At 58.4% G+C, this 19,819-nt stretch carries 16 protein-coding genes and 2 pseudogenes; 7 read left to right on the forward strand and 11 right to left on the reverse strand.

The window, feature by feature from the left end; translation table 11 throughout:
- Window positions 1–162 precede the first annotated feature (162 nt).
- From JMV15_RS08400 to arnC, 9 genes are all read right to left on the reverse strand, one after another.
- The gene (locus JMV15_RS08400; protein ID WP_256200704.1) at window positions 163–351 is read right to left on the reverse strand and encodes a type VI secretion system contractile sheath small subunit; all 189 of its coding nucleotides are present in this window, start codon (window positions 349–351) and stop codon (window positions 163–165) included.
- Window positions 352–668: 317 nt separating this feature from the next.
- Complete coding sequence (locus JMV15_RS08405; RefSeq protein WP_038450158.1) at window positions 669–2,291, reverse strand: ArnT family glycosyltransferase; 1,623 nt, start codon at window positions 2,289–2,291, stop codon at window positions 669–671.
- Window positions 2,292–3,674, reverse strand: a complete 1,383-nt coding sequence (locus JMV15_RS08410) for a UDP-glucose dehydrogenase family protein (protein ID WP_014718468.1) — start codon at window positions 3,672–3,674, stop codon at window positions 2,292–2,294. It lies immediately after the preceding gene.
- A complete protein-coding gene (gene arnF / locus JMV15_RS08415) occupies window positions 3,671–4,084 on the reverse strand; it encodes a 4-amino-4-deoxy-L-arabinose-phosphoundecaprenol flippase subunit ArnF (RefSeq protein ID WP_014718467.1) in 414 nt (137 codons plus the stop codon). Before arnF ends, JMV15_RS08410 begins: the two co-directional genes overlap by 4 nt.
- Window positions 4,081–4,428, reverse strand: coding sequence for a 4-amino-4-deoxy-L-arabinose-phosphoundecaprenol flippase subunit ArnE (arnE, locus tag JMV15_RS08420; RefSeq protein WP_038450156.1), 348 nt, complete (start codon window positions 4,426–4,428; stop codon window positions 4,081–4,083). Before arnE ends, arnF begins: the two co-directional genes overlap by 4 nt.
- Window positions 4,425–6,080 (reverse strand): lipid IV(A) 4-amino-4-deoxy-L-arabinosyltransferase, encoded by a 1,656-nt coding sequence (arnT, locus tag JMV15_RS08425; protein WP_038450154.1) that lies wholly within the window; start codon window positions 6,078–6,080, stop codon window positions 4,425–4,427. Before arnT ends, arnE begins: the two co-directional genes overlap by 4 nt.
- Window positions 6,077–6,961, reverse strand: a complete 885-nt coding sequence (arnD, locus tag JMV15_RS08430; RefSeq protein ID WP_038450152.1) for a 4-deoxy-4-formamido-L-arabinose-phosphoundecaprenol deformylase — start codon at window positions 6,959–6,961, stop codon at window positions 6,077–6,079. Before arnD ends, arnT begins: the two co-directional genes overlap by 4 nt.
- Complete coding sequence (arnA, locus tag JMV15_RS08435) at window positions 6,961–8,952, reverse strand: bifunctional UDP-4-amino-4-deoxy-L-arabinose formyltransferase/UDP-glucuronic acid oxidase ArnA (protein WP_038450150.1); 1,992 nt, start codon at window positions 8,950–8,952, stop codon at window positions 6,961–6,963. Before arnA ends, arnD begins: the two co-directional genes overlap by 1 nt.
- Window positions 8,949–9,983 carry an undecaprenyl-phosphate 4-deoxy-4-formamido-L-arabinose transferase gene (gene arnC, locus JMV15_RS08440; RefSeq protein WP_003191219.1) on the reverse strand — a complete coding sequence of 345 codons (1,035 nt, stop codon included), beginning with the start codon at window positions 9,981–9,983 and terminating at the stop codon, window positions 8,949–8,951. The genes arnA and arnC overlap by 4 nt, the downstream gene beginning before the upstream one ends.
- A 411-nt stretch (window positions 9,984–10,394) precedes the next feature.
- On the opposite strand from arnC, the gene JMV15_RS08445 reads away from it, so the two are divergent.
- Window positions 10,395–11,207 carry a M949_RS01915 family surface polysaccharide biosynthesis protein gene (locus tag JMV15_RS08445; protein ID WP_032902545.1) on the forward strand — a complete coding sequence of 271 codons (813 nt, stop codon included), beginning with the start codon at window positions 10,395–10,397 and terminating at the stop codon, window positions 11,205–11,207.
- Window positions 11,208–11,315: 108 nt separating this feature from the next.
- On the forward strand, window positions 11,316–12,230 hold the full coding sequence (locus tag JMV15_RS08450; protein ID WP_019817050.1) for a site-specific integrase: 915 nt from the start codon (window positions 11,316–11,318) through the stop codon (window positions 12,228–12,230).
- A 96-nt stretch (window positions 12,231–12,326) separates the two neighbouring features.
- On the opposite strand, the gene JMV15_RS08455 is transcribed toward JMV15_RS08450, so the two are convergent.
- On the reverse strand, window positions 12,327–13,538 hold the full coding sequence (locus tag JMV15_RS08455; protein WP_038450148.1) for a multidrug effflux MFS transporter: 1,212 nt from the start codon (window positions 13,536–13,538) through the stop codon (window positions 12,327–12,329).
- Window positions 13,539–13,695: 157 nt separating this feature from the next.
- Between JMV15_RS08455 and JMV15_RS28665 the strand changes: the two are divergent.
- From JMV15_RS28665 to JMV15_RS08470, 4 genes and pseudogenes are all read left to right on the forward strand, one after another.
- Window positions 13,696–14,451 (forward strand): annotated as a pseudogene (locus tag JMV15_RS28665) (MCP four helix bundle domain-containing protein); the annotation flags it as partial.
- Window positions 14,452–14,583: 132 nt separating this feature from the next.
- Window positions 14,584–15,309 carry a methyl-accepting chemotaxis protein gene (locus JMV15_RS28670; RefSeq protein WP_370712708.1) on the forward strand — a complete coding sequence of 242 codons (726 nt, stop codon included), beginning with the start codon at window positions 14,584–14,586 and terminating at the stop codon, window positions 15,307–15,309.
- A 458-nt stretch (window positions 15,310–15,767) separates the two neighbouring features.
- Window positions 15,768–15,953, forward strand: a complete 186-nt coding sequence (locus JMV15_RS08465; protein ID WP_019817047.1) for a helix-turn-helix domain-containing protein — start codon at window positions 15,768–15,770, stop codon at window positions 15,951–15,953.
- Window positions 15,954–16,584: 631 nt separating this feature from the next.
- Window positions 16,585–18,162: a hypothetical protein gene (locus JMV15_RS08470; RefSeq protein WP_155766216.1), complete on the forward strand. Its 1,578-nt coding sequence runs from the start codon at window positions 16,585–16,587 to the stop codon at window positions 18,160–18,162.
- 325 nt (window positions 18,163–18,487) lie between these two features.
- Here the strand turns inward: JMV15_RS08470 and JMV15_RS28280 are convergent.
- Window positions 18,488–18,752 (reverse strand): annotated as a pseudogene (locus JMV15_RS28280) (hypothetical protein).
- A 425-nt stretch (window positions 18,753–19,177) separates the two neighbouring features.
- Here JMV15_RS28280 and JMV15_RS08475 point away from each other — a divergent pair.
- Window positions 19,178–19,597 (forward strand): hypothetical protein, encoded by a 420-nt coding sequence (locus JMV15_RS08475; RefSeq protein WP_069868489.1) that lies wholly within the window; start codon window positions 19,178–19,180, stop codon window positions 19,595–19,597.
- Window positions 19,598–19,819: the final 222 nt, after the last annotated feature.

Consider the following 19,819-nt stretch of genomic DNA (forward strand, 5'->3'; position numbering starts at 1 on the left):
AAGACGGTCCATAAACAGCGGGCGAAAAAAAAGGCCTGCCTGGTTTCCCGGAACAGCCCTTTGAAGGTTCCAACATTGGGGGAAGGAACCTGCGCAGTGTGCCGCGCTTGATCTGGTGGCGCCACTGCATATTAATGAACATTGAATGCAAAATAAATGCAGTTAACCGGCTTCGCCATAGGTTATCTGCCCGGTGGACGCGGATGCAGCGGGGTTGATTTTGCCCAGCACGCGACTATGGGTTTCTTCGTTGAACAGGCGCGCTTGCAAGTCTTCGCGCAGCCTGGGGTCGTCGGCCAACGGCCCCTTTAACGCCACCAGTGCGTCACGCAATGCCATCAAACGATCCAGCCTGGGTAAGGGTACGGTTAACAGGTCTTCTCGCACGGCATTGTCCTCTCAATGAAGTAAGCCATCGCGCGCGGGCAGCCTACAACGTCCTTGTTGTGAAGTGCCCTGACCCAAGCGTTTCAGGGCAGTCCTGACGATCGGGTGGTAGATAGTAAGTGCACGTGGCAGCGAGTCTACAGTTGGGCTCCGAGCACCGGAAGGGAAAGTGCACCAGCCATTACGCAAACAAATGTAGGTGTTTTCTTGGTACCTATGATGAAAGTCGCCCACTCGTGGAGGGAGTGGGCGTTCTTCTTACAGTGCAGCCGGAAAAGCACTCAAGGCGTCGAGGCTTTTGCCAAATGCAGCAACACATAGGGGGTTTTGTCGAACGCTGCGGTAAGCGTTGGCGTGATTGAACGCAGGCGCGGATCGTCCAGCGCCTGGAAATCAGCCTGGCTCATGACCAGCCATGCCGGCGCCTGGACCGGTTTCAATTCGGCGGGCAATTGGGTAAACAGCGGAACCTTGTCGCAATCGAAGTTGACCATGAATTTGATGGCTTTCGCGTCTTTGCCCAGTGCGTGCAACACCAGCGGCGCCGGTTGCTGTTGAACCTGCGCCTTGACGGCGAGGCTGAATGTGCGGGTGTCATATACCTGACGCTCCAGGGGTTCAACCACCATGATGTAGGTGGTCCAGAGGGCGAGTACGGCGGCCAAGGCGGGACCGTAGGTGCGCAGCCGCGAGCGGAACAATGCCAGCAGGGCCAGCACCTGAAGCAAGCCAAGCACGACGCAGATCAGCTCAAGGTCGGCCAGCGGTTCCGGATAGCGCCGCCGCGCCACCACCAAGCCAATGGCCAACAGCGTTGGCAACAGCGTCCAGATGCCCAGCATCAAGGCGCGCAGCCACGCAAACAGTCGCCCTTGTGTGACCGCGAAGGGATACGCGGCAATGATCGCGGCCATCGGCAACATCGGCAGGATATAGCGCGCTTTCTTGGCTTGGGGCACCGACAGCCCCAGCATCACCAACACACCGGCTGCCGCGCAGTAGAGCACCAGCTTCAATGCCGGGTCCGGCGCACGTCGACCGCCCATCAGCACCGCCAGCAGCACCAACAACGCGATTGGATAGGCCAGGGCGTAGTTGCCCAGGGAGCTGGTGAAGTAATACAGCACGCCACCGGAACCTTCGCTGCCATCCATGCGCCCCAGGAACTGCATGCGAATCACGTCATGCATAAAATCTTCGCCGCCGCTGAGCTTGGCCAGCAGCAGCAACAGGCCGACACACGCCGCCAGCAGCGCCAGTGCCAGCAGGCCGAAGCTGAACAGTTGGCGCCACTGGCGGTTGATCAGGTAGTAGCTGCACAACACGCCCGTAGGGATCACCAGGCCGATCGGGCCACGGATGGCAAACCCCAGCAGCACCAGCAAAAACACCCAATGCAGGCGCTTGGCTGCGGCGAAATGATCATGGGCGTAGCCCAGGTAGAACACCGCCAACGCCACGGCGGCGAGCATCTGGTCGAGGGAGACTGCACGGGTTTCGCTGATGAACGTACTGCTGAGCAGCAGCATCGCAATACTCAGCAGGCCCCAACGTGGCGAGTAGGGTGCAGTGAGGCGATAGACCAGCACCACAATCAGCGCCGACGCGACCGCAGTGGGCAGCCACGCCGTCAGGCTGGTGACCTGGCCCAAGGGCACCGACAGCAGCCACGTCAACAGGGTCGACGTCGCCAGGTAATCGGCATACGGCTGACCATAGGTGGTGGGAAAGAAACTCGGCCCGTGACGCAGCATTTCCTGGGCAAACAGCACAAAGCGCGAATCAAAGCCGATGATCGCCTGGTGCCAGTTGCCGACGATAAACAGCACCAGCGCCAAGAGCCCAAGCCCCAGCGACTGGTGGCGGATCGTTGCGCGCTGCGCGGACGGTAAGGCGATGTTCACCTAGCAAGCGTCCTTGACCTGTTCCACCCAGTTTTGCTGGGGGATCGGCAACTCGCAGGAATCGCCGCGGCCGATGGGGAAGTATTTGAAGCCTTTGCGCGCCAGGCGCTCGCCGTCGTACAGGTTACGGCCGTCGAAGATCACCGGGGTTTTCAGGCGCTGGTGAATCAGGTCAAAGTCCGGCGCCTTGAATTGCTGCCATTCGGTGCACACGATCAACGCATCGGCGCCGCCCAAGGTGGATTCCGGGGTGCCCATCAGCATCAGGCGCGGGTCATCGCCGTAGATGCGTTGGGTTTCCTGCATGGCTTCAGGGTCAAAGGCGCGCACATTGGCGCCGGCAGCCCACAGCGCTTCCATCAGCACGCGGCTGGGGGCATCACGCATGTCATCGGTGTTGGGCTTGAAGGCCAGGCCCCACAGGGCAAACGTCTTGCCCTTGAGGTTGCCCTGGAAGAACGCGTTGATGCGCTCGAACAACTTGCTCTTCTGGCGCTGGTTGATGGCTTCCACGGCTTCGAGCAGGTCGCTGGAGCAGTTGGCCTGCTTGGCGCTGTGGATCAGGGCGCGCATGTCTTTGGGGAAGCACGAGCCGCCATAACCGCAGCCGGGGTAGATAAAGTGGTAGCCGATGCGTGAGTCGGCACCGATGCCCAGGCGCACCGACTCAATGTCGGCACCCAGGTGTTCAGCCAACTCGGCGATCTGGTTGATGAAGCTGATCTTGGTGGCCAGCATGCAGTTGGCGGCGTACTTGGTCAGTTCTGCGCTGCGCAGGTCCATGAAGATGATGCGGTCGTGGTTGCGGTTGAACGGTGCGTACAGGTCGCGCATCACGTCGCGCACCTCTTCACGCTCGCAGCCGATGATGATCCGGTCCGGGCGGCGGCAGTCGGCAACGGCGGAGCCTTCCTTGAGGAATTCCGGGTTGGAGACGATATCGAACTGCAGCTCACGGCCGGCGGCACGCAGGTTATTGAGGATGTGGTCACGCAACGTGTCGCCGGTGCCTACCGGTACGGTGGATTTCTCCACCAGGATCACCGGCGCCACGCGATGGCGGGCAACTGCATCACCCACCGACAGCACGTATTTCAAGTCGGCCGAACCGTCTTCATCCGACGGCGTGCCCACAGCAATAAACAATACTTCACCGTGCTCGACGGCGAGTTTTTCGTCGTGGGTAAAGCGCAGGCGTCCGCTTTCCAGGTTGTCCTTGACCATGGCTGCCAGGCCCGGCTCGAAGATGGTCACATGCCCCTTCTGCAGCGACTCGACTTTGTGCTTGTCAACGTCCATGCAAATGACATCGTGACCGACTTCGGCTAATACCGTGGCCTGAACCAGACCAACGTAACCACTACCAAATACACTGATTTTCATGGGGTATTCCTGGGACTTGAGGTGCTAGCACGACGAGAGTTGATAACCAGTACGCCGAGGATGACCAAGGCCACCCCCAGAGTTTTTGAAAGCGAAAAATCTTCGTTGAACACCGGCAGGCTGGCGGCCAGCAAATACACCAGCGCGTAACTGATGCTGAGCAGCGAATAGGCGCGGCCCAGGGGTAAGTGCTTCAGTGCGCCGAGCCAGCACAGCATCGACAGCGCATAGGCGATGATCGCCAGGATCACCACGCCCAGGGCGCCGAGGTCGATGCTGTTATCCGTGAAGGCAGCCAGCCATTGGGTGGGCAGCGGCAGGCGCGTCATGCTCCAGCGCATGCCCAATTGGGCGCCACTCACCAGGCCGACACTGCCCAGGGCCAGGGCGAAACCCCGCATGCGGCTCATACCTGGCGCCCCAGCAAGACCACGCCGGCAATCACCAGCCCCACACCCAGCCAATGACGGGCATCAATGGGTTCGTGAAACACAAAGCGCGCCATCAGCGTGACCAGCACAAAATTCAGGCTGAGCATGGGGTAGGCAATGCCGACTTCCAGGCGCTGCAACACCAGCAGCCACACCAGCAAGCCCACGCCTAGGCACACCAGCGCCGACCACAACCACGGCGAGCGCAGTTTCGGTACCCAGCCGTCCGGCACGCCGCGCCAGCTCTCCACGGCGAATTTTTGCGAGACCTGGCCCATGCAGGTGAGCAGGCAGGCCGTGAGCAGTAGCAGCAGGGTGATCATGGCGCGACCTGCGGGAAAATCAGGATCACGATCTTGCCTTGCGCATAACGCTTGCCGTCAGTAGGCAGCAGCGCGAGTTCTTCCTTTTCGCCGGTGCTATTGACGCGCATCACCACGCCCACCGCACCGGTACGACGGGTTTCGGCCATCCACGTCTGGATGCGGTTACGGTCGACCAGACGCGGGGCCGTGTCCTCGTAAGCCAGGCCGTACTTGACCTCACCCGAGGTGTTGTACAGCGTGATATCCGGGCGTTTGAGGCGCCAGGACAGCGCCGACGCGGCGCCCAGGTCGTTGCTCAGCAGGGCAACGCTGGGCTGCAACTCGTCGATGTGATCAATGATGAACTGGTCCGGGGTCTTGTTGTAAACCACCGAATGGGGCAACGCCGCAGGCACCAGCAGCACCAGAAATCCACTGCCGATCAGCGGCGTGGCCCACAATGCCAAGGGGCGTGCCGCTTGCAGCAGATTGACCACGATCCAGCCGAACAAAAAGATGAACACCAGCACCAGGCTGACGGTTTCCTCACCCGGTTCGTAGACCGGCTTCTTCAACTGGAACCAGCTGAGGGCCAGCAACACCAGCACACCCATCACCAGGTTCAACCAGCCATTGATGCGCAGCACACGGCCGCGACCTTGAGCCAGTTTGTCGCTCAGGGCCGAGCCCATCAGCAAGGCCAGGGGGAGCATGCACGGCATGATGTAGGAGGGCAGCTTGCCTTTAGCCAGGCTGAAAAAGGCCAGGGGCATCAACAGCCACAGTAGCAGGAACGCGGTTTTCGGCACGCGCCGCTGCAGCCAGGCCTGCTTGAGCGCGGACGGCAACAGCGCGACCCACGGCAGTGCGAACCCTACCAGCAGCGGCAGGTAATACCAGAAGGGTTCGGCGTGCTGGGCGTCTTCACCGGCAAAGCGTTGGATGTGCTCGTGCCAGAAAAAGAAATGCCAGTAGTCCGGCTCTTGCAGGTGCACAGCCAACGCCCACGGCACGCTGACAGCAATCGCCACCACCACGGCAACAGGGCCAAATTTGCACAACTCGACAAAACGTTTTTGCCAGACGGCGTAGGGCAGGGCGACCAGTACCGGCAGCAACCAGGCCAGAAAGCCCTTGGTCATGAAGCCCATGCCGCATGCCAGGCCCAGCAAGGCCCAGGACCACAAGCGCGCACGCCGCGTGGTGCTGTCGAAACAGAACCACAAGGCCACGCCCGTCAGGTTGACCCAGAAGGTGAACTGCGGGTCCAGGTTGGCATAGCCGCCCAGCGCGGCCACGCTGACGAAGCTCATGTAGAGCAACGTGCTGACCAGGCTTTTTTGCGGATCATTCCACAACCGACGAGAGACCAGGTACACCAGCAAAATGCTCAAACCGGTGCTCAACGCCGAGGCAAACCGCACGCCGAACAGGTTCTGCCCGAAGATCGCCTGGCCCAGCGCGATCATCCAATAGCCTGCGGCGGGCTTTTCGAAGTAGCGAATGCCCATGAAGTGCGGCGCGGCCCACTTGCCGGTCAGCAGCATCTCCTGGCTGATTTGCGCATAGCGGGTCTCATCGGGAATCCACAGGCCATGGGTGGCCAACGGCAGCAGGTAGAACACGGCGAACGCCAGCAGGAGCAGGGGCAAAGCCCAGCGGCGGATCATGCCTGCTGCACTCCCAGCCAACCCTCGCGGCCGCTCAATGCGCCGCGCACCAGCTGTTGCTGGGGCAGGGTGGTCACATCCGCGGGCAACAGCTCGCCCAAGGGTTTGAACTCGATGCCGCGCTGCCCGGCCTGGGCGAGCAACTGGCGAAAATCATTGGCCATCAGAATCCCTTCTACTTCCGCGTGGATCGTGTAGACGTTCAGCTTTGACGCGTTGAACCGATCAAGAATGAAGCGGTTGAAATCGTTGGCAGCCACCGCCGGCCCGACGACTTCGTCGAAGGTCGGCAGGTCTACCGGAATTTGTGGGGTGCCCGCGCTGCCATCGGCCAGGGTTGGTCGAAACAGACTGGAGCCCCGGCAATCGCTGTTGTAGCGAAAGTTGAAGCCTTGCTTGGCTTGCACCACACGCTCATCGGCACGCCAGCCGGCGGCCGCTGAACAGTCGATGCGCTCGCCGAGAATGTCGCTCAAGGTGTCTACGCCGCGTCGAATCTGCTCGACCAGTTGTGCCTCGCTCCAACGCCCGGTGTTGGCCTGCCAGCCATGGTGGTCCCAGGCGTGCAGGCCGACTTCATGCCCGGCCGCCTTGGCCTGGCGCATCAAATGCCCCAGGTCTCGGCCAATCGGCTTGCCTGGCCAGGCAGTGCCGGCCAACAAGATGTCCCAGCCATACAGGCCGGCCGCGTTGGAGCGCAGCATCTTCCACAAAAACTGCGGGCGGATCAGGCGCCACAAGTGACGCCCCATGTTGTCCGGCCCTACACTGAAGAAGAACGTCGCCTTGACCCCGGCTTCGGCCAGGGAGTCGAGCAACCGTGGCACACCTTCACGGGTGCCGCGGTAGGTGTCGACGTCGATGCGAAGACCTGCCTGCATTACTTTTTATCCGCAATTTCAAGCATGGCTTCACGCAGGAAGAAATCGAGCGTGTTGCCGATGGTTTCGCTCATCTCTACGCTCGGCTCCCAGTTCAGCAGGCGCTTGGCGTTGTCGATGCTCGGCTTGCGGTGCGCCACGTCCTGGTAGCCCGTGCCGTAGAACGCCTTGCTCTCGACGTCGCGGAAACCAGCGAACGGCGGGAAGTTGTGGCGCAGCGGGTGGGCCTCGAACTGACGCAGCAGCTCTTCGCCCAACTGGCGGATGCTGGCTTCGTTTTCGGGGTTGCCGATGTTGATGATCTGCCCGTCGCAGACGCCATTGTCGTTATCAATGATGCGCGCCAGGGCTTCGATGCCGTCGGCAATGTCGGTGAAGCAACGCTTCTGCTCACCGCCGTCGAACAGACGGATCGGCGTGCCTTCCACCAGGTTCAGGATCAGCTGGGTAATGGCGCGGGAGCTGCCGATACGCGCCGAGTCCAGGCGGTCCAGGCGCGGGCCCATCCAGTTGAATGGCCGGAACAGGGTGAACTTCAGGCCCTTGTCGCCGTAGGCCCAGATCACGCGGTCCAGCAGTTGCTTGGAGACGGAGTAGATCCAGCGTTGCTTGTTGACCGGGCCCACTACCAGGTTGGAGGTGTCTTCGTCGAAATACTGGTCTTGGCACATGCCATAGACTTCGGAGGTCGACGGGAAAATCACGCGCTTGTTGTACTTGACGCAGTAGCGCACCAGCTTGAGGTTTTCTTCGAAGTCCAGTTCGAATACGCGCAGCGGGTTACGGGTGTATTCGATCGGCGTGGCGATGGCCACCAGCGGCAGCACCACGTCGCATTTCTTGATGTGGTACTCGATCCACTCGGTGTGGATGCTGATGTCGCCTTCCACGTAATGGAAGTTCGGGTGGCTGCGCAGGCGCTCGATGGCGTCGGAGCCGATGTCCAGGCCATAGACTTCGTAGCGGTCGTCACGCAGCAGGCGCTCGGACAAGTGGTTACCGATAAAACCGTTCACGCCCAGGATCAGCACACGGGTACGGCGCGGCTTGCGACCCGACTCGGCGCCGCGTAGCACGGAGCCATCCACCAGGCCCAGTTCATCGGCCAGGGACGGGCCGGCCAGGTACAGGCCGTTTTCGTTGCGCTGGCCGAACTTGACCACCAGGGAATCTTCACCGCAGGCAATGCGCAGCGGGTTGACGCTGATTACACGGCCAGGCGCCAGACCTTCGTTGCCCTTGACCACGTCGGCTTGCCACACGATCAGCTTGTGCTCGCCCACGGCGCAGAAGGCGCCCGGGTACGGCTGGGTCACTGCGCGTACCAGGTTGAACAGTTGCTCGGCAGGTTTTTTCCAGTCCAGCTTGCCATCGGCGGCGGTGCGACGACCGAAGTAGGTGGCTTTGCTGTCATCCTGGGCGGTTTCGATCAGCTTGCCCTGGGCCAGCTGTGGCAGGGCATCACGCAGCAGCGCCGTGGCCGCCTCACGCAGCTTGGCGTGCAGGCTCAGGCCGGTATCGGTGCGCTCGATGGTGACTTTCTGCTGGGCCAGGATGGCGCCGGCATCGGCACGCTTGACCATGCGATGCAGGGTCACACCGGTTTCGGTTTCGCCGTTGACCAGCACCCAGTTGGCCGGGGCGCGGCCACGGTATTTAGGCAGCAACGAGCCGTGCAGGTTGAACGCGCCTTTGCGGGCGGTGGCCAACAGCGGCTCGCTCAGCAGGTTGCGGTAGTAGAACGAGAAGATGTACTCCGGGTTCAGCTTGGCGATGCGTTCGATCCACAGCGGGTGGTTGGCGTCTTCCGGTGCATGCACCGGGATGCCATTGCGGGCGCAGAGTTGGGCGACGGAACCGTAGAAGTTGTTTTCCTTGGGGTCATCGGCATGGGTGAACACGGCGGCAATGTCGTAACCGGCGCTGAGCAGCGCTTCAATGCCTGCGCAGCCAATATCGTGGTAGGCGAATACAACAGCTTTTGAACTCATGACTGGACCTGATCCGAAGAAGAAGTAGAAGTATGGGAAGACACCAGGCCGTCGACCACGACGACTGGAGCCGGTGCTGCCGGTTGGTTGCGCAGCACTTTTTCAATAAAGAAGCGTGGGCGGGCGCGGACATCGCTGTACATGCGGCCCAGGTATTCGCCCAAAAGACCCATGCCGATGAACTGGCCACCGGTGAACACAAACAGCACCGCAAACAGCACGAACAGGCCATCGCCAGCCCAGTCGGCGCCGAAGGCCAGGCGCATGACGATCAGGGCAAAGGCAAACAGCACGCCCAGCGCCGCGAGGCTGAAGCCGACGATGGACAGCAGGCGCAAGGGCGTGGTGGTCATGCAGGTCAGCAGGTCGAACATCAGGCTGATCAGGCGCATGGCGCTGTATTTGGATTCGCCGTGCTCACGTTCGGCGTGGTGCACCAGGATTTCCGTGGTGTGGCGGGCAAAGCCGTTAGCCAGGATCGGGATGAACGTGCTGCGCTCACGGCAGGCGAGCATGGCGTCGACGATGGTGCGGCGGTAGGCGCGCAACATGCAGCCGTAGTCGGTCATGGCCACGCCGGTAGAGCGCTGCACGGCAAGGTTGATCAAGCGCGAGGGCCAGCGGCGGAAGGCCGAGTCCTGGCGGTTATTACGCACGGTGGCGACCACGTCGTAGCCCAGGGCGGCTTGCTCGACCAGGCGCGGGATTTCTTCCGGCGGGTTCTGCAGGTCGGCGTCAAGGGTGATCACCACTTCGCCACGGCACTGTTCAAAGCCGGCCATGATCGCCGCGTGCTGGCCGTAGTTGCGGTTAAGGATCACCGCCACCACATTGCTGCCGTCTTCGGCGGCGGCGTCTTCGAGCAGTTGGGCCGAATTGTCGCGGCTACCGTCATCCACCAGGATGATTTCGTATTCGTAAGCCAATTGCTTGCAGGCTGCCGTGGTGCGGCGCAGCAACTCAGGCAGGCTTTCTTGTTCGTTGTAGACCGGGATAACGATCGACACGCAATGAATAGGGTAGGGTTTCAAAGATTCATGACCTCGGGCTAAAGCGACTTCAAGCGTGAAAACAGCAGCGTTCATTGGGCAAAACTACAGCCCGCAGGATACAAAACGGGGCTAAAGATGATGCGTTTTCAATAGGTTAGTCGATAATCCACGGATTGCTCTCAAGTGTTGCCTACAAGGTTAAGCGCAAAAATGTGCAACGAATATGAAAGGCGGATGAAAAACTCGTTTATTTGACAGGCAGACAGCTAGGGTTCAGCTAAGTAATCAAGGCGTTACATGTAGGCCTCACAGGGCGATATCGGAGCTTCGTGCAAGACGCTTGGTTCAATCTGAGCGAGGCGATCAGCCCAATGTTTGCCCTTCAACAATCTTCTCTGCATTGGCGCTCAAGTGCCGGTAAAGTAAGCCCTCTCTTGCCAGGGTACTCGGATGAATAGCGTGCAGCTTTTACGCGGCCAGTTGCGGCCAGCGCTGATGGGATTGTTGATGACGGTGGCCTGTGTCACCAGCGTGCGGGCTGATCAGGGCGTCGCGCTGACCCCACTGGACCAGGTGCCGGACGGGGTGGAAGTGCGCGGCAAGCAGGTCGCCGCCTATACCTGGGATGACCGCCAAGGCAAAAACCTGCTGGTACTCGCCGAGCAAGTCGGTGAGCGCGATGACGATGGTACCCAGTCGGCCTTTGTCTACGCGGCGCAATACGTGCTGGGAGGCGAGCGCCCCAAGCGCGTGTGGATGCTGTACGACGATGTACAGCACTGCGAATTCGACGCCGGGCTGCGCTTTGACCGGGCTGCCACCAAGGTCACCGACCTGCTGGGCGACGGCAATACCCAGGCTACAGTCGGTTATTCGCGGGCCTGCACCAGTGATGTCAGCCCCAACGAATTCAAGCTGATCATGCATGCCGGCAAGTCCGAGAAGTATCGTCTGCGTGGCCTCGACCGCGTGGGCGCAAGTTGGTGGGATGAGGACGCGGGCGCCTTGCGCGGTATGCCACTGCCTACTGACTGCAGCGTCGTAGCGCAGCAAGCGTTGGTGAGCCAGTACAAGGAGCAGGGCACCGAACTGCCCCTGCCAGGCTGCTATGGCGACGAGAAGGACTTTGCCAAAGCGCCGGACAGTTACCTCGCTTTTATGCGCCAGCAGTGGTTCGCGCTGATGCAGCAACAGGACGCCGACTGGAGCCAGTCCCAGGCCCAGCCCCAGGCAGCCAGTGAGGACGACGATACAGCCCCGTGATTTTGTGCCAGGGCCGCTCCTGGGTTAGACTCGGCCTTCGCCAACCCACTAAATACATCGACTAATCAAATAGTTGGTCGATGTATTTAATCCAAAGGCTGATCTACCTTGACCGAGTCCATTCGCAACCCGCTGACCCTTTACCTCACCCGCCTGGCGCCTTCCAGCCAGTTGACCATGCGCTACGTGCTGCAGGATGCCGCCGACCGCCTGGGTTTCGAAGATCTCAACCTCGAAGAGATTGACTGGCACCTGCTGCAGCCCGAACACGTCATCGCACTGGTGGCTGCCTTGCGCGAGGACGGCTTAGCGCCGAACACTTCGTCGCTGTATGTGAATGCGGTGCGCGGGGTCATGAATGAAGCGTGGCGCATGAGCTTGATCAGCCAGGACCACCTGTTGAAGATGCGCTCGGTCAAGGCCACGCCCGGTACGCGCCTGGGCCAGGGCCGCAATCTGCGCCGCACCTTGATCCGCGAGATGCTCGACGTCTGCGCCGCCGACCCTCGGCCTCAGGGCCTGCGGGATGCCGCAGTGATCGGTCTGTTATATGGCTCGGGCATGCGCAAGTCGGAGTCGGTGAACCTGGACCTGGCACAGATCAACTTTGACGAGCGCAGCTTGCGCGTGATCGGCAAGGGCAACAAAGAGCTGGTCAAGTACGCGCCGGACTGGGCGTTTGCCAAGCTGCAGGCCTGGCTGGCGTTCCGCCGCGAGCACCTCAAGGAAGGCGAGCAGGACGACAGCTTCTTGTTCAACCGTATCCGGCGAGGCAGCCATATCACCCGGGAACGCATCACCAAGCATGCGATTTACTACATCGCGCGCCAGCGCGGCGATCAAGTGGGGGTCAAGATCATGCCCCATGATTTCCGTCGTTCGTTTATCACGCGGGTGATCGAGGAGCATGATTTGTCGATTGCGCAGAAACTGGCGCATCACACCAATATCCAGACCACCGCCAGCTATGACGTGCGTGACGACAATGAGCGGCGGCGGGCGGTGGATCGATTTGATTTGTAGGCTTGTGGATACACCACGATTCAAATGTGGGAGCTGGCTTGCCTGCGAAGAGGGCCTCACAGGCAACCAGAATGTTGAATCTGCCTGCTCCTCTGCTCAGGAGGAAGGCGGGACGCTTGGAACCAGGTGAGCCGGCAAGCGCCGCAACGTCCACAAGGTGGTCAGCATCGCGGCAAGCGCACACAGCGCAATGCCGATCAACATCGGCGCCGGTGTATGGTCGGCAAAGATCCCCACCAAGGTCATCGCCACAGCCGCCGTGACCATCTGGATCGCGCCCAGCAGTGCAGACGCAGAACCCGCCACCGCACCATGATCCTCCAGCGACAGTACCCCGGCCGCCGGCAATAGCAGGCCAAGAAAGCCAAAACCGATAAACAACAGCCCCATCATCAAGCCCAGGCTGTCACCCCACAGTGTAGTAGCCGCCAGCAAGCTCATGACCGCCGCCACGCCCACCACCGACCAGCGAATCAACGGCGCCAGGCCAAAGCGGGCGCTGAGGCGGGCGGTCAATTGGCTCATGGCAAAAAACGAAGCCGCGTTGAACGCAAAGCACAGGCTGAACTGGGTCGGTGTCAGGCCAAAAAATTCGATGTACACGAAGGGCGCGCTGCCGATGAACACGAAAAAGGTGGCCAGGCCAAACCCGCACACCACCGACAAACCCGTAAAGACCGGGTCGCGGAGGAGGGCGCCATAACTGCCGAACGCCTGGCCCAGTGTCTTGCCCAGGCGGCGCTCGGCCGGGTGGGTTTCTGGCAGTTGTACGGCGGTCATCACCAGACACAGCACGGCCACCACCGCCAACACGGCAAACACTTCGCGCCAGCTCCAGATCGAAATCACCAGGCTACCGGCCAGCGGCGCGAGGATCGGCGAAACACTCATCACCAGCATCAACAAAGCCATCAGACGCGCCGCTTCATGGCCGGTATACAGGTCACGGACAATCGCCCGTGGGATCACCATGCCCGCACAGGCACCGAACGCTTGTATGGCTCGAAAGCCGATCAGCACTTCGATAGTCGGGGCCAGTGCGCAGCCGACGCTGCCAATGGCAAAGATCACCAAACCTGCATAAATCGGAGGTTTACGCCCGAACACGTCGCTGAGTGGGCCGTAGAACAACTGGCACACGCCGATAATCATGAAGAACACCGTCAAACTCATCTGCACGGCCGCCGGCGAGGCCTGGAGGCTGGCGCCCAGGGTCGGCAGCGCCGGCAGGTAGATGTCGATGGCAAACGGGCCGACGGCGGTGATCAAGCCCAGCAACAGGGCGAGGCGGGCGATACGTTGAGGCATTTGGCAGATCCAGGTAGAGCAACGGACGGTCAGCTTAAGGGAACCGCGCAGATCCGCAAACTTAGGCTTCACTAACAAGCAACAGCTGCCGATACAGCTAGCAACGACACTGAAACGGTTGGGCTCCCAACCGGCGGTCCTGGCACGGGGTACCACTATGACGATCAAATTACGCTTGGTGCTGTTGATTGCGACCGGGTTGCTCACCGCTCTGATCATGAGCCTGGCTGGCTACCTGGGCAATACGCGGATGGCCGATGCGGTACAGGACAACGACGTCAGCATGACGGTACTGCGCAACCACATGGAAGCCGACATGATGCACGACGCCCTGCGTGCGGATGTACTGTCGGCGATGTTGGTCGGGCTGGGCAAAAGCACCAGTACGGCGGCCGAGGTCAACAGCTCGATCAAGGAGCATGCCGAGCACTTTCGCGAGGTGCTGGCGGACAATCTCAAGCTGCCGTTGGACGCCTCGATCAAGGCCAGCCTGGAAAAAATCAAACCCAGCCTGGACACCTACATCAGTGCCGGCGAGCGCATCGTCGCGCTGGCCCTGGAGAATCCAGAGGCCGCACGAGGCGAACTGCAGACCTTCAATGCCGCGTTCAGCCAGTTGGAAGAACAAATGGCGGCGTTGAGCGAACTGATCGAAAACAATACCCAACTCACCAGCACCGGTACCCGGCAAACCATCAGTAACGCTAACTGGACCTTGATTATCGTATTGGGGGCGAGCCTGCTATTGCTGCTTGCGCAAGGACGTTGGGTGACCCTGAGCATCATGGGGCCGTTGCGCACCGCCAGCCGTATTGCCCAGAGCATTGCCCATGGCAACCTGAGCGAGCCGATTGCCGAACCCAAGAACCAGGACGAAGCCAGTGCACTGATTCGCAGCCTGGCGACGATGCAGCGGGATTTGCGCGGCATGATCGAAGTGGTTCGCAGCAACGCCCATGGCGTCAATGGCATGAGCGAGCGCCTCAGCCAGGGTTGCCATGAAGTGGCAGGCAGCAGCCAGCAACAAAGCGTCGCCGCCAGCACCATGGCCGCCGCCGCGAGCGAAATGACCGCCAGCATCGAAGAAATCACCCGTCACGCCCAACGTGCCCTGGACATGGCCAGCCAGGCTGAAACCCTGGCCAAGGACGGCGGCCGGGTTATCCACCAGGTGGTCAGCGACATGGATGGCATCGCCCGTTCTGCCCAACAGTCAGCCCAAGTGATCCGCACGCTGGACAAGGAGTCCGAGGCGATCTACAGCATTATCCAGGTGATCAAGGGGATTGCCGACCAGACCAACCTGCTGGCCCTGAACGCCGCCATCGAAGCCGCCCGCGCCGGTGAACAAGGGCGCGGCTTTGCGGTCGTGGCCGACGAAGTGCGCAGCCTGGCCGGACGCACCAGCGCCTCCACCCAGGAAATAGCCAGCATGGTCGGGAGTATCCAGCAGAACACCCGTGAAGCGGTGATCAGCATGGAGGAGGGCGTTGCCCAAGTGGACAAGGGCATGGCGGTGACTGCCGAGGTGGAGCGCGCCATTCGCGAGATCCTCCAGGCTACGCTGAGTACCACTGAATTGGTCAACGATATTTCACGCACGATTAGTGAGCAGAGCCTGGCCAGTAATGAGATCGCTCATCAGGTGGAGAGAATTGCGGGGATGTCGGAAAGTAACAGTCGGGTGATTGGCGAGACGGCGTCGACGACGGATGAATTGTCGAGTTTGGCGGGGAAGCTTTCGCAGTCGGTGGATCGGTTTAGGCTTTGATCTGGGGCAACAGCTTATAACTCAACTAAATAGTCATTTAGTTTAGTTATGCACAAACGCTATTAAAAAGGAGGAGGGTAGCTCAGCAGATGAACTCGGGGTAGCTCATCCTTGCTCGTTATCTTCCAAATTTGAACGCTATCTCTCAAGGATTTGAAATTAGCACCCAGTGAAATCACGTGTAGTCGGTAACAAGTCACGTCGTTTATGGGCTGCAACCATCAAGCGTGTGGATGGTTGAATTGATCCTACGCACGAACTGCCGTCAGGATTATCGTGCCGTTAGGTTTTACTTCCAGATCGAGTGTGTCGCCGCAGGCCAACTTGATGGCCGACAGGAGATCGTCAGTCAGCGGTATGATCAAATCGCCAGTGCCATCAGCTGCATCCTGGCATTTTACTTTCCAGCGTATTTTTAGCCTTAGGTTTCGGGTTTATTATTTTCTCCAGGTGGTCAGATGACAGAGGCAATTTATGATTATGACCCAGCAGACTCGCTGGTTGATTCAGAGGCCGTAGCTGTATTTTTGGCTGATGCACACGACACCGGTGATGCAGCTTTCATTGCCGAGGCTATGGCCGTTGTTGCACGCGCCAAGATTCGTATCGAGGCAGATGGCCAAGCCCAGGATTCATCGTTCTGAACCTGTGTTGCTAGTAGCAACACCTGAGCGCTGATCACCAGGTGAAATGTAGCCTCCAGAGCTCCCCAGCTCCGCATAGGACGGTTCGCATAATGTATATTATGTTAAATGAAGTGTTATGCCTTATAGGTTCATGAGCTACGTAAGTCACTGATTCGACTGTGACCCCCACTGATTTATCGGAAACGTGGACGACTTAATCGGAAAGCATTCCACGCCAACCAGTTAGGTTGCACAACTGACGTACTATCTCAACCCGGCTACGCCTTTTCTGTCAGTACTAAATTGGAAAAAACCGCTCTGTAGCCCCTGATTTTTGGTGCCCACCGCCTGCGACCAAATCTCTCCTTGGTGTGCCGCGTGACGAAAGTAAATTGGAAAATGGAACTCAGCCATACTGGCCCCAGCGCAAATCCTTGTTCTCAATGAACTTATTCTCGCGCAAATATTAAAGCTGCTCCTGTACTCTGGGCGATTGACGAAAGTTAATCGGACAAAAATTCGTCTGCACGGCTGACGCCGCCCAGATGTTTGCTTTCATAGCACCTGCTGTATAGATTCAGATGCTGAGATCTCTAAGGCTCAAGGCTGTTAGCCGTTCGCAATGGCCGGCCTACATTTGGATGCATATATGGTTCTGATGTTTCATGGACTGCTGACGCAGCCTGACTCGCATGCCGAGGGCTCCAGCGAACGGTCTTGTGCAGAAAAAGAGCTGGTGCGTATTTACCTCCAAAGTCTTCCGTCGGCTTTACGTGCTCAGGAAAGCTATGCGTTGATGACTGATTATGCGCTGGCCACCAGGGCTCAGCCCGCTCAGGCGCGCTGGGATCAATCAGTTTTAGAAAAGTTTTTGCTTTGGAGCTTCATTGTTAAAACGAAGCCCCTGGCGGAACTAAATAATAGCGATGTGCAAGATTTTTTGAGCTTCTGCAATACCCCTCCTGAGTCATGGATATCAAAGAGCAACGATAGATTCGTAAAAGAATTTGGCCTTCTAAAAGCCAACCCAGAATGGCGTCCATTTCACTCTCCCTTATGCGAGCATGGGGTCAGGTGGGTTATTAACCGATTTTTTAGTTTTAACTCTGAAGCCATCGGCCTTGTCATTTGTCCTGCTAGTAGACCCGAAACTCCTCATGTGAATACATGCAGTTGCACTGATGCAGAGCCGTTGTGCTGCGAATACCTTGATGCGTTAAAAGAAATCACGAACGGAAAGAAAGGACTAGAGCTCGGCTTGTTTATGTTCGCCACCTCGTTTTATCTTAAAGTACCCTTGAGGGATTGCCTTAACTATTTAACTTTCGATTGCTTTGATTTTTCGGACAAAACCAATGGAAGATTCAAAGTCAACACAGGTAACGGATCTATTTCCGGAAGAGTCCCTGAACATTATATGGAATATTTTTTGCGCTGGAGACAGATTTCCCAACTGCTGCCCTACCCTACACCTGATGAAATGCAACCATTGTTTCATCGGCGAGCAAAAAATTACCCGACAGCTTATCTTCCAAAAATTGACGTAAATGGTTTGCTTCCCACGAAACTCTTAAGAGCTTTTAATGAGGGTTGCGCACGGTGTCGTAAGCCGGAAGGTCAACTCCTGAGTAGTTTTGATAGAAGCAAAAAATACAGAAATAAAGTCGCTAATAAACAGGAGGCTTTTTCTACTATTGAACGGCTCCACCAAGAGTCTAATAACATTAACCATGACACCTCTGCTACTGCAGTCCCTTTATACCTTGTAAAAGAAGGAGTCACGGCGCAATTGCCTGAAAAAGTAATAACTCACTTTTTAACCTCCTTTAATCCAGCTAGCAGTAAGGAGATTTGCTCGGCTGGAGCGTCACTGTTTTGTTTGTTTGTTCGGGGGGAGCCGAACTATCTGAATCTTCGCGCGTTTGAAAAGCTTACTCTTTGGTCGATCCTGGTAGCTGGTAAGAGCCCGGCAGATCTAGATGCGTCAGATGCTAAATCGTTCTATCTATTCTGCTTGAATCCTCCAGCGCAGTGGATCAGCACGAGGATATATTCCCGATCAAGCATATTGTGGCGGCCGTTTCTTAAGCTTCGGCCGGGCAAAGCTAACAATGTGCCTCGCGCCGGCATGATCGTGAGATGGTGCAATGCTTGCTACATCCAGCTGGTGCAGGCTGGTATTTTGCGCTCAAACCCATTTCAACGTTTAAACAAATATATTAACTAAAAAGCCAATGGGTATGGACTGTTTTGCGCAGTAGCAAGTAATGCCAGTGATCTTGCTCGCATGCCGCCCCTCTTGGTAATGGGCAGCTGTTCTGACTGCCCTCCCCGGCGTCATTAAGGTACAGCAGTTGGTTGCGCACAGAGCATTTCGCTGTCCTAGGCACCTCACCACATCTGCTGCCTACCCAGCCCTTGGTAGTCCCTAAAACGACAAAAGCGCCGCACTATTGTAGCGACTCGCCCAAGGCACCGGTTTTAGGAAGCTGGTACTAGATCAATGTCTGGTTGAAGGTCGGCGCAAAATCTGTGTCCTGCGCGCATGATCGCTACGGCTCGGACAGTGAGCGGTACCACTCAGCATAGGGCGTGTTAATAGCCTTGTGGCGGTTGTAGTCTGGACTGCCGTCGCTCCACCATACCGGGCCCCTCTCCCTAGTGCCCATTTCGCCTGATCTACTTCTGATCGAGCGGTGCGCATCTGGTCTGCATGATTTGTTGCCCTCGCTTCTTTGACGGCTCTGCGCGCCTCCATCAGCATCTGCACCAGCTGCCGGCGCTGGTATCAGCTAGCGCGGGATTGCTTGAGCTAATACATCAGAGACACCACCGACGGCTCACAAGCTGCACAGGAGAGATATACGGAGCGAGGTGAATGTAATGAGTCTTCATAAGTCCTTTTGAGTACATTTGTACTCCATCACTATTCCGGTCACCAAGTCCCTAACAACCTCCACTCGTGACTAGGGCAAGCATGCACGTGGAGCGCTTTGTTCGCGATCACGTATCGCGGTGAAGCCAGACGCAGGAGCTCCTGAGGGCTGGGCACGGCTGTTGTGAACCAAGCCCCGACTGCGTCTGGGTCTTGGCACTCCGGGCTTACATCCTTGTGGTTGCGCACTCCGCTTGCCTCATGGCTTCGATTCATGAGTGCCCGGGCAGACATCATGCGCCGTGTTGCGACGAAGCTTGCTCCATGGGCATCATGAAATTAAACAACAACAATAAAGGCAGCCCCTATGATCTCCCCAATCGCCACCGTATTCGCCTTCATCCCGCAGCAAACTGGTGCCTCGAAAGCTCCCCAATGTAGCGACAAGCTGGACAGCCAAGTGGTATCGATCTTCCAGGCGATTGGTATTTCCTATTCGATCCTGGACAGAATGATTGCCCACGACGCCAGCTGTGCGGATGCGGCTGCGGAATTCTTTGTGACAACGCTTATGAAGGACGGTTGGTCATGGAACACATCGCACCGGTTAGTGACAGAGACAGACTGGCAGCAACGGATGTATCGAGCATGGAGCGTTTTGAGCACCGAGAACCGCGGAATCGCAGCGGCGCTAGACTATGAGGTGTACCAGAACTATTGGCCAAATCTGGAGTTTTGCGCGGATGGGTTTGAAGGGAAGATGGAGAGTTGGATAGCCGGGGCTTGAAGGCGCCGCACGCTAGATCGTTTGCCCAGTCATCTGCCACTGACAAGGCACTTTGGAAAATACGAGCCCCCTACTCTCCTGAGCGCTCAAGCCTCGGTCGAGCAAGCTCATGACCGGGGAAGTGCTCAGTCCAGGTGCCCCCCCCCCGGCTCGAAAATGATCGGATACCAGTCACGGAAAGCCTGCACGCATGATCACATTCAACACTAGGCAGGCCACCCA

It is taken from the genome of Pseudomonas paracarnis, from assembly GCF_904063055.1.
Classification (GTDB): Bacteria; Pseudomonadota; Gammaproteobacteria; order Pseudomonadales; family Pseudomonadaceae; genus Aquipseudomonas; species Aquipseudomonas paracarnis.